Here is a 17,080-nt window from a genome sequence, read left to right as displayed (position 1 = left end):
GAAGTTTATTTTGCGCTTTGACGAATAGCCCTTGGCGGCGTGGGAAAGCGCGACTACAGTCAGGAGTGGACCTCGTTGAAACCTTTCACCAACGCCCCGCATCTCACTGCCCGGCGAAGTCGCGGCAGTCTTCCCAGCCAATCCCGCTCTGCGCCGTGTTGCTCAGCAACCAGGTCACCACCTCCAGGGCTTTCGGCTGGCTGTCGCTGAGCTGGATCAGGCCACGACGCCACAACAGCATCAGGGTCAGGGTGCGCTGCGCCGATTGTTCGGCGGTCAGCGGGCTGAGGTCCTGGGCGTCGATGTCCCACAGGGTGACCCGCAGGTTCTGGCTGGCGAAGAACGCCGGACTGTCGGCACGGCGCTGACCATAGGGCGGGCGGAACAACGGCACGTACTGCTCGGGAAGATCGCTCTGCGCCCGCGCCACACCGCGTATCACCGAGTCCTCCCAGTCCTTCCACTGGCCATGGGAGCGGTATTGCCAACCCTGGGTACCGACGCACTGGCCACGGTAGAGATCGCGCAAGGCCTGCATCGACTGTTTGTCGCGGCGAGTCTGCAGGTTCTGCCCGATGACGAAGAACAACGCCTCCAGCTTTTGCTTGCGCAGGAACGCAGTCAGCGCCTCGGTATTGCCCGGCACGATGCTCGGCCCACCATCGAAACTGAGCAGGAACAGACGGTCATTGAGGCGATCGCCGGTGACTTCCTGCGGCGAAAAGAACGCCACCTCGCTGGCGGTCTGCGGAAACAGCGCGGCCTTGCGCAGCAGTTCGTTGAGGTAGGCGATATGGAACTGCCGGCTCGGTTCGGCCCAGGCGGCATAGAAGGAATCGGCGGCGACGGCGAAGGTGGCGGCAGTACGGCGCAGGTCGCCCAGGTTGTCGATGGCATAACAGAAGGAGGCGTCCTGCTCGCAGCTCTGCTGGGCCATGTCGTAGTTGCGCCACAGGGCGCCCCACAACCGTTCGCGCACCTCGCGGATCATCGGCAGGTTGGCCTGACGCAGTTGCAGACGGGCGGTCAGGGTGGCGTCATCGAGGGACTCGGTCTCGCTCAGGACCCGGGCGAAGGACAGGATCTCGGCCCGCGAGGCGACATCGAAGAGCACCGGGGTGTCCAGGTTTTCCGGCCAGTACTTGCGATCGAAAATGGCGATCGGCTGCGGAGCGGCCTGGGCGCCGAAGGCCAGCAGGAGGGTCAGGGCAGCGAGGGCTTTGCGCACGGTGAACACTCTTCGGTTGATCCGCCGGGCACTATAGCAGTGCCCGTGCCTATCGCCGCGATAGCTGGAGAACATCGGCCCCGCCCCGTAGAATCGCCCGACGATTCAAGGAGCCGACCTTTATGCTGACGGTGATTTCCCCCGCCAAGACCCTCGATTACGACACCCCGCCGGTGACCTCGCGCTTCACCCTGCCGCAGTACCTGGACGACTCCCAGGAGCTGATCACCCAGCTGCGCGAACTGTCGCCGGCGCAGATCAGCGAACTGATGCACCTCTCCGACAAGCTCGCCGGCCTCAATGCCGCGCGCTTCGGCAGCTGGACCCCGGACTTCAGCCCGGCCAATGCCAAGCAGGCGCTGCTGGCGTTCAAGGGCGACGTGTATACCGGGCTCGATGCCGAAAGCCTCGCTGAAGACGATTTCAGCTATGCCCAGGAGCACCTGCGCATGCTTTCCGGCCTGTACGGCCTGCTGCGCCCGCTCGACCTGATGCAGCCCTATCGCCTGGAAATGGGCACCAAGCTGGCCAACGCCCGCGGCAAGGACCTGTATGCCTTCTGGGGCACGCGCATCAGCGAATGGCTGAACCAGGCCCTGGCCGACCAGGGTGACGACCTGCTGCTCAACCTGGCCAGCAACGAGTACTTCAGCGCGGTGAAACGCAGCGCGCTCAAGGCCCGGGTAATCAACACCGAGTTCCGCGACCAGAAGAACGGCCAGTACAAGATCATCAGCTTCTACGCCAAGAAGGCCCGCGGCCTGATGAGCCGTTTCGTGATCCAGGAGCGCATCAGCGATCCGGAACAGCTCAAGCAGTTCGATGTGCAGGGGTACTACTACAGTGCCGAGCAGTCGAAGGCGGACAATCTAGTGTTCCTGCGCGACCATCCTGACGACTGATCTGCTTTGTGGCTGATGCCCTCATCGCCGGCAACGCCGGCTCCCACATGGTTATGGGCCAGCCACAGTACTTGCGCTCGACGCGCACCCTGTGGGAGCTGGCGTTGCCAGCGATAGGGCCATCTGCATCACCCCAAGTCCCCTGCCTCACCCCAAGAAACGCCAATATATAGGCGCCAAAAAACCACCAATCTCTCGTTATCGCAAAACGCCATAAGACCGTTCGTAGTTTTTTGACGAAAAATCCTGAAAAAATTTTTCATGCTGGCATAAAACCATCCCACCTCTAGTTCGCCCTTTATATACAGGGGTGAAACTGTCGCGTGCTATCAGATTGAAAGTATCGGCAACTGAAAAAATATTTAGAAATCTTTCATCTGCACTTCTCCCCCTCAGGAACTTATCCCCTCCGCCCCCGCTCATACCACCCGTAACGATTTTCGAGCACCTTGTGAGAAATGACTTACATAACAAGTTTTCCATAATGGAAGTTGTACGGACCCTATCGAGCCAGCGCCCGGCCCCGTCCGGTGCGCCGCTCAGGCCCAGGAGAAGACGCACTCAAAATTCGTCCTAGTGGTTGATTTCAAAGGATTTAACCCCGTTGAAAGAACAAGCACTGCAGTACCGGAATACGGGTATTGCAATAAAGACGGCTAGCGTTTGGGGCATGCCCCGTTTTATGGCCATTGGCTGCCTTACTTGAGTGCACTTATTTAAGCGCTCACAACTTACTTATGCCTGCGTGCAAGTCCACGAACTTTCGCCGTGGATCCGCGCGCCCGAAAAACGGCTGGTAAATCAACCCGGTCCGGTTCTTTGAAGGGAATCGGCGTAGCTAACTACATGAGGTGAATGCGATGCGTATCAGCATCTTTGGTTTGGGTTATGTGGGTGCAGTCTGTGCCGGTTGCCTGTCCGCACGAGGCCACGAAGTGATTGGCGTGGACGTTTCCGCAACCAAGATCGACCTGATCAACCAGGGCAAATCCCCGATTGTCGAACCCGGCCTGGAGACCCTGCTGCAACAGGGCATCGCCAACGGTCGGCTGCGCGGCACCACCGACTTTGCCCAGGCCATCCGCGACAGCGACCTGTCGATGATCTGCGTCGGCACCCCAAGCAAGAAAAACGGCGACCTCGGCCTCGAATACATCGAGTCGGTGTGCCGCGAAATCGGCTTCGTCCTGCGCGACAAAGCCAGCCGCCACACCATCGTGGTGCGCAGTACCGTACTGCCGGGCACGGTGAAGAACGTGGTCATCCCGATCCTCGAAGACTGCTCGGGCAAGAAGGCCGGCGTCGACTTCGGCGTCGCGGTCAACCCGGAGTTCCTGCGCGAAAGTACCGCGATCAAGGACTACGACCAGCCACCGATGACCGTCATCGGTGAACTGGACCAGGCCAGCGGCGATGTACTCCAGGCCCTCTACGAAGAACTCGACGCGCCGATCATCCGCAAGGACATCGAAGTCGCCGAGATGATCAAGTACACCTGCAACGTCTGGCACGCGACCAAGGTCACCTTCGCCAACGAAATCGGCAACATCGCCAAGGCGGTCGGAGTCGACGGCCGCGAGGTGATGGACGTGGTCTGCCAGGACAAGGCCCTGAACCTGTCGCAGTACTACATGCGCCCCGGCTTCGCCTTCGGCGGCTCGTGCCTGCCCAAGGACGTGCGCGCCCTCACCTACCGCGCCGGCAGCCTCGACGTGAAGGCACCGCTGCTCGACTCGCTGATGCGCAGCAACGAGTCCCAGGTGCAGAACGCCTTCGACATCATCGAAAGCCATGACAAGCGCAAGGTCGCCCTGCTCGGCCTGAGCTTCAAGGCCGGCACCGACGACCTGCGCGAAAGCCCGCTGGTGGAACTGGCCGAGCGCCTGATCGGCAAGGGCTACGAGCTGAACATCTACGACCAGAACGTGCAGTACGCCCGGGTCCATGGCGCCAACAAGGACTACATCGAGTCGAAGATCCCCCACGTCTCCTCCCTGCTCAACGCCGATTTCCAGAAGGTCATCGACGACGCCGAGATCATCGTCCTGGGCAACCGCGACGAGCAGTTCCGTGCCCTGGCCCAGCAGGCCCCGGCCGGCAAGCAGGTGATCGACCTGGTCGGCTTCATGAGCAAGACCACCTGCGCCACCAGCCGTACCGAAGGTATCTGCTGGTAAGCAGGCCGCGCGGGGCCGTCCGGTCCCGCGCGCTTTTCCGAACGTCCCGTCACCGATACGGATGCTGAACATGCAAAGCCTCAAGCACGGCCTGCTGCAGGCCGCCGGTTGGCTGTTCTACGTGAGCCTGCTCATGCTGATCGCCCTGGCCCTGCCCAATACCCTGTTCGACCCCGATTCCAAGGACTTCCTGTTCCTGATCGGCGCGGTCGGCATCTGGCGCTATTCCATGGGCGCGACCCACTTCGTGCGCGGCATGCTGTTCCTCTACGTGGTCTATCCGCGGCTGCGGCGCAAGGTGCTCAAGCTCGGCAAGGCAGCCGACCCGTCCCATGTCTACCTGATGGTCACCAGCTTTCGCATCGATGCCCTGACCACCGCCCAGGTGTACAGCTCGGTGATCCGCGAAGCGATCGACTGCGGCTACCCGACCACCGTGGTCTGCTCCCTGGTGGAGATGTCCGACGAGCTGCTGATCAAGAGCCTGTGGGCCAAGTACAACCCGCCGGAGCGGGTCAGCCTGGACTTCGTGCGCATCGCCGGTACCGGCAAGCGCGACGGCCTGGCCTTCGGCTTCCGCGCCATCTCCCGCCACCTGCCGGACGAGAACGCAGTGGTCGCGGTGATCGACGGCGACACCGTGCTCGGTGAAGGCGTGGTGCGCAAGACCGTCCCCTGGTTCAAGCTGTTCGGCAATGTCGGCGGCCTGACCACCAACGAATTCTGCGAAGTGCGCGGCGGCTACGTGATGAGCGAATGGCACAAGCTGCGCTTCGCCCAGCGCCACATCAACATGTGCTCCATGGCCCTGTCCAAGCGCGTGCTGACCATGACCGGGCGCATGTCGATGTTCCGCGCCACGGTGGTGACCAACCCCGAATTCATCGCCGACGTGGAAAGCGACTCGCTGTACCACTGGCGGCTCGGCCGCTTCCGATTCCTCACCGGCGACGACAAGTCCAGCTGGTTCAGCCTGATGCGCCTGGGCTACGACACCTTCTACGTGCCCGACGCCAACATCAACACCGTCGAGCACCCGCCGGAAAAGAGCTTCTTCAAGGCCAGCCGCAAGCTGATGTACCGCTGGTACGGCAACAACCTGCGGCAGAACTCCCGCGCCCTCGGGCTGGGCATGCGCCGCCTCGGCCTGTTCACCAGCGTGGTGCTGTTCGACCAGCGCGTGTCGATGTGGACCAGCCTGCTCGGCCTGACCGTGGCACTGATCGCCAGCTTCAAGTTCGGCGGCCAGTTCATCCTCGCCTACCTGCTGTGGATCGGCATCACCCGCCTGATCCTGACCATCATGCTGCTGTGCTCGGGGCACAGGATCGGCCCGGCCTACCCGCTGATCCTCTATTACAACCAGATCGTCGGCGCGCTGATGAAGATCTACGTGTTCTTCCGCCTCGACCGACAGTCCTGGACCCGCCAGCCCACCGCACTCAAACGCGACCTCGCCAGCTTTCAACAATGGTTCAACACCTGGTCCTCGCGGACCATGACCTTCTCGGCGGCCAGCATCTTCGTTGCTGTGCTGTTCGTGGTCGTGTGAGTCGCTGAAACCCTACGGATCCAACAGGAAAACATCGCCATGAATACCGCCGTGAACGTCAATGTCGTGCATGAATCCGAGACCCAGCGCCAGCATGCCCGGGTGAAAATCCCCGCGAAGCTGCGCTACCTGGGCGAGAGCCGCGAGCCCCTGGAAGTGAAGATCGACGATCTCTCCGCCGGCGGCATGAGCTTCCACGCCAAGCAGCCGCTGACCATCGGCCAGGTGCTTCGCGGCCGCCTGCAATTCACCGTCGACAACCTCGGCCTGTCGATGGACGTCGAGTTCCTGGTGCGGGTGTACAACCCCAACACCGGGCGTACCGGTGTCGAGTTCCAGAACCTCGAACCGCGGGATATCGCCACCCTGCGCCATATCATCACCTCGCACCTGTCCGGCGAGCTGATCAGCATGGGCGACGTGCTCAGCACCCTGCAGCGCGACAACTTCACCAAGGCACGCAAGCAGAAAGCCCACGACGGCAGCCTCAGCCCCCTCGGTCGCCTGCGCGCGGTGACCTTCAGCCTCGGCGTGTTCGTGGTCGGCGTGGCGGCCTTCGGTTTCATCGCCAAGTCGGTGTACGGCGTGTACTTCGTCAGCCATGCCGAAGCCGGCGTGGTCAGCGTGCCCACCACCCAGGTCACCATGCCCCGCGACGGTACCTTGCAGGCCCTGGTGGAAAACGGCGCCGACGTGGTCAAGGGCGCGCCGCTGGCCTCGTTCAGCACCAGCATGCTCGACCTGCTCAAGGGTCATCTCGATGACGAACAGCTGCAACCGGCCAAGGTCGAGGAACTGTTCGGCAAGCAGATGAGCGGCACCCTCACCAGCCCCTGCGATTGCACCGTGGCCCGCCAACTGGTGGACGACGGCCAGTACGCGGCCAAGGGCCAGGCGATCTTCCAGCTGATCCCGCGGACCAGCAACCCGACCATCGACGCCCGCTTCAGCTACCGCCAGTTCGACGACGTCAAGCCGGGCACCCGGGTCAACTTCCAGATCGCTGGCGAAGACGAACAGCGCACCGGGCACATCGTCGCCAGCAGCAACCTGAACAGCGATGACCTGTCCTCGGACATCCGTGTGCAGATCAAGCCGGATGGCCCGCTGCCAAGCCAGCTGGTGGGCCTGCCGGCCAGCGTCACTGCCAATCGCGGTCCGTCACTGGACTGGCTGATCGACAGCGCCATGGCGCATGGGCTCTGAAGAGGGTTCCTCGATGAACAGCTACTCCTTGGTGTCCCCAATCGCTGGCAAGCCAGCTCCCACAAGCCCTGAGCCAGACTCAGTATTGTGGGCAGCCTCAAATCCTGTGGGAGCTGGCTTGCCAGCGATGAGGCCCTCTACAGCACCACTGCTCTGTGCTCTGGCCATAGCCATCAGCCTCACCGGCTGTGCCGGCCTCCCCGACCAGCGCCTGGCCAACGAAGCCCTGAAGAACGGCGACACCGCCACCGCCGAGCGCAACTACCGGCAACTGGCCGAGCTCGGCTACAGCGAAGCCCAGGTCGGCCTGGCCGATATCCAGGTCAACACCGGCGACCCGGCCCAGCTCAAGCAGGCCGAGGCTACCTACCGCGCCGCGGCCGCCACCTCGTCCCGCGCCCAGGCTCGCCTCGGCCGCCTGCTGGCCGCCAAGCCCGACGCCAGCGAAGCCGAGCGCCACGAAGCCGAGGCCCTGCTCAAGCAAGCCTTCGCCAGCGGCGAGGGCAACACCCTGATCCCCCTGGCGATGCTCTATCTGCAATACCCGCAGAGCTTCCCCAGAACCAACGCCCAGCAGCAGATCGACCAGTGGCGCGCCGCCGGCTACCCGGAAGCGGGCCTGGCGCAAGTGCTGCTGTATCGCACCCAGGGCAGCTACGACCAGCACCTCGACGAGGTCGAGCAGATCTGCAAGGCCGCGCTCACCAGCACCGACATCTGCTACGTCGAACTGGCCACGGTCTACCAGAAACGTGCCCAGCCCGAGCAACAGGCGGCGCTGCTGGAGCAGCTGAAAAGCGCCTACCAGCGCGGCGCCATCCCGGCCAGCCGGGTCGACAGCGTGGCCCGCGTGCTGGCCGACCGCAACCTCGGCCAGACCGACGAGAAAACCGCCCAGGCCCTGCTCGAAGACATAGCCCCGCAGAACCCGGCGTCCTGGGTCAGCCTGGCGCAACTGCTCTACGACTTCCCCGAGCTGGGCGACAGCGACCAGTTGATGGACTACATCGACAAGGGCCGCGCGGCGGAACAACCGCGCGCCGAGCTGCTGCTGGGCCGCCTCTACTACGAAGGCAAGTCCGTCCCGGCCGATGCGAAAAAGGCCGAGACCCATCTGCTCGGCGCCGCCGCAGCCGGCGAGATCAGCGCCGATTACTACCTCGGCCAGCTCTACCGCCGTGGCTACCTCGGCGATGTCGAGCCGCAGAAAGCCGTCGACCATCTGCTCAAGGCTGCCCGTGGCGGCCAGCTCAGCGCCGACTACGCCCTGGCCCAGCTCTACAGCGAAGGCCACGGCATCCGCCAGAATCCGGTCAATGCCTGGGTCTTCGCCCAACTGGCACAGGCCAACCCGAGCGACCAGTCCACCGCGTTGGCCAACGAACTGGATGCGCAACTCGAACCACAACAGAAAGCCGCCGCCCAGCGCCTGCTGGAGCAGGAGCGCGCCGCCCGTGGCGCCATCGGCCCGGGCCCTGGCGCCCTGGCCCTGCAAGCCGTGCAAAGCCCTGACGAACCCGCCGAGGACTCTTCCCTATGATGCTCAATCCGTGGATGAAGGCCGGCCTCGGCCTCAGCTTCGCCCTGTTCTGGGCGTGCCCGACCCTGGCCGCCGAAACCGCTGAAAAGAACTTCGGCCTGGAAGTGAAGATCACCGGCCAGTCGGAAGACGACCGCGACCTCGGCACCCGCGACGGCGGCGACGTCAACGGCCTCGGTCTCGACCTGCGCCCCTGGGTGTTCTTCGAGCGCGGCGACTGGAGCGCCTACGCCATGGGCCAGGCGGTCGCGGCCACCGACATCATCGAGACCGACACCAGCCGGCAATCCGCCGACGGCAGCGAGATCGACGACAGCAACAACAGCAGCGACGACCGCGAAGCCAAGAAGAACTACCTGGCCATGCGCGAGTTCTGGGTCGGCTACAAGGGCTTCACCGCCTACCCCGGCGAAGAACTGCGCTTCGGCCGCCAGCGCCTGCGCAACGACGACGGCATGTGGCGCGACACCAATATCGAAGCGCTGAACTGGACCTTCGACACCACCCTGCTGCGCGCCAACCTCGGCATGGCCGAGCGCTTCAGCGAATACCGCACCGACCTCACCGAGCTGGCGGCCGAAGACAAGGACCGCCTGCACGTCTACGGCGATATCGCCGCGCAATGGACACCCGGCCACTGGGTCGGCCTGCGTGCTCACCACACCCATGACGACGGCAAGCTGAAGAGCCCTGGCGAAACCCTCGACGCCCTCGACAAGACGCGCACCGGCGACCTCACCTGGCTCGGCCTGGAGGCCAACAGCGACGCCTACAACTGGCGCAACCAGAACACCCTCAACTACTGGGGCAGCGTCACCTGGCTGACCGGCGACCGCGACACCCTGAGCAGCACCACGGTTGGCAACGATCAGGTAGCGACCGGCAAGCAGAGCGGCGACGTCAATGCCTGGGCCACCGACCTCGGCATCCGCCTGCGCCTCGACCCCAACTGGCAGGTCGGCGCGGCCTATGCCCGTGGCAGCGGCGGTGGCGGCAGCGACGGTTCGAACAACTACGAGCAGACCGGCCTGGAATCCAACCGCTCCAACTGGACCGGCACCCGCTCCCGCGTGCACCGCTTCGGCGAGGCCTTCCGTGGCGAGCTGGGCAACCTCCAGGCGGCCACCCTGTTCACCTCCTGGCAACTGCGCGACGACTACGACGCCAGCCTGATCTACCACAAGTTCTGGCGCGTCGATGGCGACCAGAACCTCGGCGGCAGCAGCATCAATGCGGTGGTCGACGACGGCGGCATCAACCGTCCGCTGGTCCAGGGCGAGAAGGACGTCGGTCAGGAGATGGACCTGGTGGTCACCAAGTACTTCAAGCAAGGCCTGCTGCCGGCATCCCTGAGCAAATCCATCGACGAACCCTCGGCGCTGGTGCGCTTTCGCGGCGGCGTGTTCAAGCCCGGCGACGCCTACGGCAAAGAGGCCGACTCGTACATGCACCGCGCCTTCATCGACGTGGTCTGGCGGTTCTGAGCCACGGAGAGCACTGACATGAACCTTCATCCGAACCGACTTCACGCCCTGCTGGCCGGCACCCTGCTGCTGGCCGCCGGCATCGCCCAGGCCAACGGCCAGGCGGCGCCGGTGGCCAAAGGGCTGCAACAGGCCAAGACCTACACCGTCAGCACCGCGCCGGTGGAGCCGCTGCACCTCGATCCGCCGAAACTGCCGGACCTGTCCGGCTACACCGCCGAGGCCGTGCAGCACAAGATCGACCGGCGCACGCCGGGCAAGGTCTCGGTGCGGCGCATGCTCCAGGAAAACACCCTCAAGGAGTTCATCGGCGGCGACAACAAGGGCGCCGAATGGGTACGCCGCCAGCACGGCATTCCCCAGGCGATCTTCATCGACGGCGGGCATGTCGAGTTCACCGAACTGGCGAAGAAGGTCCCCGAGCGCTTCCTGCGCCAGACCGCGCCCGGTGTGTGGCTGGCCCGCCTGCCGATCGTGGTCGGCCACGGCGCGACCCTGGAAATCAACGGCAAGGTCAAGGAACTGCGGCTCTCCCAGGAAGGCGGTTCGTTCCTGGTCAACGACGGCAAGCTGTTCGTCAGCGACACCCGGGTGATCGGCTGGCGCGAGCAGGACAACGGCCCGGCCACTTTCCGCAAGCCCGATGAGTTCCGTCCGTTCCTGCTGTCCTGGGGCGGCACCGAGACCTATATCGTCAACAGCACCATGGCCAGCTTCGGCTACGCCAAGAGCAAGTCCTACGGCGTGAGCATCTCCCAGTACACGCCGAACATGGCCAAGCAGATGGGCCGTGCCGAACCCACCGGCTGGATCATCGGCTCGACCTTCAGCGACATGTGGTACGGCTTCTACTGCTACGAGACCAGCGACTTCGTGGTCAAGGACAGCACCTACCACGACAACATCGTCTACGGCATCGACCCCCATGACCGTTCGCACCGCCTGATCATCGCCGGCAACACGGTGTACGGCACCAAGAAGAAGCACGGGATCATCATTTCCCGCGAGGTCAACGACAGCTGGATCATCAACAACAAGAGCTACGACAACAAACTCTCCGGGGTGGTGATCGACCGTAACAGCGTCAACAACCTGATCGCCTACAACGAGATCTACCGCAACCACACCGACGGCATCACCCTGTACGAAAGCGGCGACAACCTGATCTGGGGCAACAAGCTGATCAGCAACCGCCGCCACGGCATCCGCGTGCGCAACAGCGTGAACATCCGCCTGTACGAAAACCTGGCCATGGCCAACGGTCTGGTCGGCGTCTACGGCCACATCAAGGACCTCTCCGACACCGACCGCGACATCGCCCTCGACCCCTTCGACACCAAGGTCTCGCTGATCCTGGTCGGCGGCGAGCTGGCGGCCAACGGCAGCGGCCCGCTGTCGATCGACTCGCCGCTGAGCGTCGAGCTGTACCGCGTATCGATGCTGGCGCCGAGCAAGGCCAGCGGCATCAGTTTGTCCGGCGTGCTGGGCGAACGGCAGAACGAGATCCTCGACCTGATGGTGCGCCAGCAGAAGGCCGTGCTGATCGATCCGGTCGAACGCCAGACCGAAATGGTCGACTGAGGAAGCCCGAACATGACTCCACATCTGATGAAACTCCTGGGCCTCAGCGCCGCCCTGCTGGCGATCAGCAACGGCGTGCGCGCCGACCAGGTCACGGCCCCGAACTTCACTGCCGAACCCTGCTGCCAACTGTGCCCCGAGGCCCACGACGCCAGCCGCTACACCACCCGCTATCAGCAGAACTTCACCACCCTGGTCCAGGCCAAGGGCGACTGGCTGTTCCGCACCCAGGAAGACCTGCGCACCGAGTTCGACACCACCCCGGCCGGCTACAAGCGCCTGCAGCAACTGCACGATGCGTTCAAGGCCCGTGGCGTCGAGCTGGTGGTGGTCTACCAGCCGACCCGCGGCCTGGTGAACCGCAACATGCTCAATCCCGAAGAGAAGGCGAAGTTCGATTACCAGAAGGCCCTGGGCAACTACCAGGCCATGCTCAAGCGCTTCCGTGGCATGGGCTACAACGTGCCCGACCTGTCGCCGCTGACCAACGAGCAACTGGCCGCCGCCGACCAGGGCAAGGACTTCTACTTCCGCGGCGACCAGCACTGGACCCCGTACGGCGCCGAGCGCGCGGCGAAGATCGTCGCCGAAACCGTGCACGCCATGCCGGCCTTCGAAGGCATTCCGCGCAAGGAATTCGAAACGAAGAAATCCGGACGCATGGGCAAGACCGGCACCCTGCACAACGTCGCCGGCCAGCTTTGCGGCACCAGTTACGCAGTGCAGTACATGGACCAGTTCGCCACCGAGCCGAAGGGCACCAGCGGCGGCGACGATCTGTTCGGTGACTCGGGCAACGCGCAGATCACCCTGGTCGGTACCAGCCACAGCGGCAAGAACTACAACTTCTCCGGCTTCCTCGAACAGTACATCGGCGCCGACGTGCTCAACGTCGCCTTCCCCGGCGGCGGTCTGGAAGGCTCGATGATCCAGTACCTGGGCAGCGAGGAATTCCGCAAGAACCCGCCGAAGATCCTGGTCTGGGAATTCTCCCCGCTGTACCCGCTGAACCAGGAAACCATCTGGCGGCAGATGCTCGCCCTGCTCGACAACGGCTGCGACGGCAAGCCGGCGCAGATGAGCGCCAGCGCCGCGCTCAAGCCGGGGCAGAACGAGCTGATGGTCAACGGTCGCAACGGCGTGATCAAGGACCTGACCAACCGCAACCACCAACTGGACATCCGCTACGAAGACACCTCGGTCAAGGTCATGCAGGCCACCCTCTGGTACCTCAACGGCCGCCACGAGGACATCAAGATCGAGAAACCGACCACCTCCGACACCGACGGCCGCTTCGCCTTCCAGTTGCGTGAAGACGAGGACTGGGCCGCGCAGACCCTGCTTGCCGTAGAGCTGCAAGGGCCGGAGAGCGGCACCCAGAAAGTCCAGGCCACCCTGTGCGAACGCGGCCCTGTCGGCGCTGCCCCGCGCAACGCCCAAGCCGGATTGTGAGGACCCCATGAACAGACTCAGCATGATCGCCAGCGCGGTATTGCTCGGCCTCTCCGGCCAGGCTCTCGCCGCCGGGCTGGTACCGCCGCCGGGCTATGGCGCCGGCATCGAAAAGCAGAAGAGCGGCGACGGTGACTTCAAGTGCGAAGCCGCACCGGCACCCTACACCGGCAAGCTGCAATTTCGCAGCAAGTACGAGGGCTCGGACTCGTCGCGCTCGACCTTCAACGCCAGCGCCGACAAGTCGTTCCGCGACTCCACGGCGAGCATCACCAGCCTGGAGAAAGGCGTCGCCCAGCAGGTCACCCGCTACCTGCGCGATGGCCGGCCGCAGCAACTGGATTGCGCGCTGGGCTGGCTGACCACCTGGGCGCGGGCCGATGCGCTGATGTCCAGCGACTTCAACCACACCGGCAAGTCGATGCGCAAATGGGCACTGGGCAGCCTCAGTGGTGCCTGGCTGCAACTGAAGTTCTCCAATGCCCGGCCGCTGGCGGCGCACCAGGCCCAGGCCGAGGAAATCGAGAAATGGTTCGGCCGCCTCGCCGACCAGGTGGTCAGCGACTGGAGCAACCTGCCCCTGGCCAAGATCAACAACCACAGCTACTGGGCGGCCTGGTCGGTGATGGCCACCGCCGTGGTCACCGACCGCCGCGACCTGTTCGACTGGGCGGTGAAGGAGTACCGCGTCGCTGCCGGCCAGGTCGACGCCCAGGGCTTTTTGCCCAACGAGCTCAAGCGCCGCCAACGGGCCCTCGCCTACCACAACTACGCCCTGCCGCCGCTGGCGATGATCGCCAGCTTCGCCCAGGTCAATGGCGTGGATCTGCGCGGCGAGAACAACCAGGCGCTCAAGCGTCTGGGCGAACAGGTCCTGGCCGGGTCGAAGGACCCGCGAGCGTTCGAGCGCAAGACCGGCGACGACCAGGACATGGACGACCTGCGGGTCAAGACCAAGTACGCCTGGCTGGAGCCCTGGTGCAGCCTCTACGCGTGCAGCGCCGACGTGCAGAAACGCCGCCACGACATGCAGCCGTTCAACAGCTTCCGCCTCGGCGGGGATGTGACCCGGCTGTATGACCCGGGGGCCGAGCGCAAATAACCCCCTTGTGGGAGCAGCCCTTGTGGGAGCTGGCTTGCCAGCGATGGGGTCAGTGAAGATCTACTGCTGGGCTATTTTCTCGGACTTGCCGTCATAGCGCTTGCGCCACTCGGCAAGGATCTGGTCACGATTCTTCGAGGCCCAGGCAAAGTCGTTCTTGATCAGGCGCTGCTCGTAGTCCGCCGGCAGTTCGGTCTGCGGCTTGGCGATGCCCGGCTGGGCCAGCACGGCGAAGTTTTCCTTGTACAGCTCCATCGCCGCCGGGCTGGCGGAGAAGTCGGCCAGGCGCTTGGCCGCTTCTTCATGCGCCGTGCCCTTGATCACCGCAGTGGCCTCGATCTCCCAGCCCAGGCCTTCCTTCGGCAGGACGATGTCCAGCGGCGCGCCCTGGCGCTTGAGCTGTACCGCCGGGTATTCGAAGGAGATGCCGATCGGGAATTCACCGGCCGCGGCCAGCTTGCAGGGCTTGGAACCGGAGTGGACGTACTGGCCGATGTTCTGGTGCAGGGCATCCATGTAGGCCCAGCCCTGCGGCTCGCCGAAGGTCTGCAACCAGGCGCTGACATCGAGGAAGCCGGTGCCGGACGAGGCCGGGTTGGGCATGACGATCTTGCCCTTGTACTCGGGCTTGGTCAGGTCCTGCCAGCTCACCGGCTTGCTCAGGCCCTGCTTCTCGGCCTCGACGGTGTTGAAGCAGATAGTCGCGGCCCACACGTCCATGCCGACCCAGGCCGGCGGGTTGGCCGGGTCGCGGTAGTTCGTACCGATCTTGCCCAGGTCCTTGGGTGCATAGCCTTGCAGCATGCCCTGCTGGTCGAGGACGGCCAGGCTGGAAGCAGCCAGGCCCCACACCGCGTCGGCCTGCGGGCGATCCTTCTCGGCCAGCAGCTTGGCGGTGATGATCCCGGTGGAGTCACGCACCCACTTGATCTCGATGTCCGGGTTGGCCTTTTCGAACGCCTGCTTGTAGCTCTTCAGCTGTTCGGCTTCCAGTGCGGTATAGACCGTCAGCGAAGTCTGCGCGGCGCTGGCCTGCAGGCTGAATGCGCAGAGGACGGCAGCGGCAAGGGCGAGTGGCTTGAACATGATGCGGTTCCTTTGGAGGGACGTTGGTCAGGTTGGGTGGCGCAATCAGTGGCCCGGCGCGCGTTGGCGCCAGGCCTGGGAGCGTTGCAGCAGGCCCCGGGAGGCCCAGGCCAGCAGCAGCGAGACGCCGGCGCTGGTGAACAGGATCAGGGTCGACATGGCGGCAGCACCGCCGACGTTGCCGGCGTCGTCCATGTTCAGCACGGCGACGGCGGCGAGGATGGTGTCCGGGCTGTAGAGGAAGATCGCCGCCGATACCGTGGTCATTGCCGAGACGAACAGGTAGCGGACGATGTCCAGCAGCGCCGGCAGGCAGATCGGCAGGGTGACCCGCAGGAAGTGCCGGTACAGCGGCGCCTTGAGCGACAGCGCGGCAGCCTCGAACTCGCCGTCGAGCTGGCGCAAGGCGGTGGTCGCGGTCATCTGCGCGGTGGTCAGGTAGTGGGCCACGGTGCAGATCACCAGCAGCGCCATGCTTCCGTAGAACACATGCAGCGGGTTGCCCGGCAGGTTGAAGAAGAAGACGTAGCCAAGGCCGAGCACCAGCCCCGGCACCGCCATCGGCACGAAGCTGAGCAGGCGCAGGATCAGGTTGAGGCGGCGCTGCCCGCTGGTTTTCTCCATCAGGTAGGCGCCGGTGAAGATCGCCACGCTGCCGATCAGCGCAGTGCCCAGGACCATGGTCAGGCTGTTGCGATAGGCCAGCCAGCCGCCGCCAGCGGTTTCGTCGAACTGGTAGTGCTTGAGCGACAGCGACAGGTTGTACGGCCAGAACTTGACCAACGACGAGTACACCGCCATGCCCACCACCAGCAGCAGGACGGCACAGACCAGCACCACCACAGCGAGGAACCAGGCATCCCGGCTACGGGACGGCGCCGGCTCGAAGACCTGGGCCCGCCCGCTCATGGCCTCGCCCTGGCGCCGGCGCAGCCAGGCATCGACGCCGAAGCTGAGCAGCGCCGGGATCAACAGGATCATGCCGATCAGCGCACCGCGGCCGAACTGCTGCTGGCCGACCACCGCCTTGTAGGCTTCCAGCGCCAGCACCTGGTAATCGCCGCCAACCACGACCGGCACGCCGAAGTCGGTGATGGTCAGGGTGAACACCAGGCAGAACGCGGCGAACACGGCCTGGCGGGTGGCCGGCCAGGTGATGCTGTGGAACGCGCGCCACGGACCTGCGCCCATGCTCGAAGCGGCGTCGAACAACCGTGCATCGGCCAGGGACAGGGCAGACAGCAGGATCATCAGCGCGTGAGGGAAGGTGTAGATCGCCTCGCCAAGGACGATGCCCCAGAAGCCATAGATGTTGTCGCTGAGCAGGCCGCGCAGCAGTCCCTGGTTGCCGAACAGGTAGACCAGGGCGATGGCCGGCAGCATCGACGGTGCCAGCAGCGGCAGCAGGGAAATCCCTCGCCACAGGCGTTTGCCGGGAATCAGCGTGCGTTGCAGGGCATAGGCGAACAGGTAGGCCAGCGGTACGACGATGGCGGCGACGCTGAGCGAGACCTTGAGGCTGTTGCCGAGCAACCAGTGGAAGTTGGCGCTGGCGAACAACTCGCGGGCCGCGACCAGTCCGCCGCCCTGCCCGGCTTCGCTGCTGAAACCGCGCCAGAAGATCGCCAGCAGCGGCAGCAGCACCGAGACCACGAGGAACATCAGCAGCAGCCATTTGCCGCCGACCACGAATAGACGGTCACCCAGGGCAACGTCGGAGAGCGGTTTGGCCTTCGCCTGTGCGATCGGCAGGGTGAGTGGCGCGCCCAT

Annotated in this window: 12 protein-coding genes; 9 read left to right on the top strand and 3 right to left on the bottom strand. The window is 64.5% G+C overall.

Translation table 11 applies throughout. The features are described 5' to 3' along the window. Positions 1 to 103: 103 nt before the first annotated feature. Positions 104 to 1,228 carry a polysaccharide deacetylase family protein gene (locus ACODSK_RS03675; protein ID WP_489013972.1) on the bottom strand — a complete coding sequence of 375 codons (1,125 nt, stop codon included), beginning with the start codon at positions 1,226 to 1,228 and terminating at the stop codon, positions 104 to 106. Positions 1,229 to 1,350: 122 nt separating this feature from the next. On the opposite strand from ACODSK_RS03675, the gene yaaA reads away from it, so the two are divergent. The 9 genes from yaaA to ACODSK_RS03630 all read left to right on the top strand — a co-directional run bounded on the left by yaaA (position 1,351) and on the right by ACODSK_RS03630 (position 14,224). Further along, a complete protein-coding gene (gene yaaA, locus ACODSK_RS03670; RefSeq protein WP_489013970.1) occupies positions 1,351 to 2,130 on the top strand; it encodes a peroxide stress protein YaaA in 780 nt (259 codons plus the stop codon). Between the two features lie 860 nt (positions 2,131 to 2,990). Next, a complete protein-coding gene (locus tag ACODSK_RS03665; RefSeq protein WP_489013968.1) occupies positions 2,991 to 4,307 on the top strand; it encodes a nucleotide sugar dehydrogenase in 1,317 nt (438 codons plus the stop codon). A gap of 70 nt (positions 4,308 to 4,377) precedes the next feature. Beyond that, entirely contained in the window at positions 4,378 to 5,859 is a 1,482-nt protein-coding gene (alg8, locus tag ACODSK_RS03660; RefSeq protein ID WP_489013967.1) for a mannuronan synthase, read from the top strand. Between the two features lie 39 nt (positions 5,860 to 5,898). After that, a complete protein-coding gene (locus ACODSK_RS03655; protein ID WP_489013965.1) occupies positions 5,899 to 7,065 on the top strand; it encodes a PilZ domain-containing protein in 1,167 nt (388 codons plus the stop codon). A 127-nt stretch (positions 7,066 to 7,192) separates the two neighbouring features. Then, a complete protein-coding gene (gene algK / locus ACODSK_RS03650; protein WP_489013963.1) occupies positions 7,193 to 8,605 on the top strand; it encodes an alginate biosynthesis TPR repeat lipoprotein AlgK in 1,413 nt (470 codons plus the stop codon). After that, a complete protein-coding gene (locus tag ACODSK_RS03645) occupies positions 8,602 to 10,089 on the top strand; it encodes an alginate export family protein (protein WP_489013961.1) in 1,488 nt (495 codons plus the stop codon). Before algK ends, ACODSK_RS03645 begins: the two co-directional genes overlap by 4 nt. A gap of 18 nt (positions 10,090 to 10,107) precedes the next feature. Beyond that, entirely contained in the window at positions 10,108 to 11,670 is a 1,563-nt protein-coding gene (algG, locus tag ACODSK_RS03640; RefSeq protein ID WP_489013960.1) for a mannuronan 5-epimerase AlgG, read from the top strand. Between the two features lie 12 nt (positions 11,671 to 11,682). Continuing rightward, positions 11,683 to 13,122: an alginate O-acetyltransferase gene (locus tag ACODSK_RS03635; RefSeq protein WP_489013958.1), complete on the top strand. Its 1,440-nt coding sequence runs from the start codon at positions 11,683 to 11,685 to the stop codon at positions 13,120 to 13,122. 7 nt (positions 13,123 to 13,129) lie between these two features. Further along, complete coding sequence (locus ACODSK_RS03630; RefSeq protein WP_489013956.1) at positions 13,130 to 14,224, top strand: mannuronate-specific alginate lyase; 1,095 nt, start codon at positions 13,130 to 13,132, stop codon at positions 14,222 to 14,224. A 60-nt stretch (positions 14,225 to 14,284) separates the two neighbouring features. On the opposite strand, the gene ACODSK_RS03625 is transcribed toward ACODSK_RS03630, so the two are convergent. Next, positions 14,285 to 15,310 (bottom strand): putative 2-aminoethylphosphonate ABC transporter substrate-binding protein, encoded by a 1,026-nt coding sequence (locus tag ACODSK_RS03625; RefSeq protein WP_489013955.1) that lies wholly within the window; start codon positions 15,308 to 15,310, stop codon positions 14,285 to 14,287. A gap of 45 nt (positions 15,311 to 15,355) precedes the next feature. Then, a complete protein-coding gene (locus ACODSK_RS03620; protein WP_489013953.1) occupies positions 15,356 to 17,080 on the bottom strand; it encodes a putative 2-aminoethylphosphonate ABC transporter permease subunit in 1,725 nt (574 codons plus the stop codon).

It is taken from the genome of Pseudomonas sp. FG98, assembly GCF_057808595.1.
The sequence above is the reverse complement of the archived record's forward strand: the minus strand, read 5'-3'. Positions and strand labels throughout refer to the sequence as shown.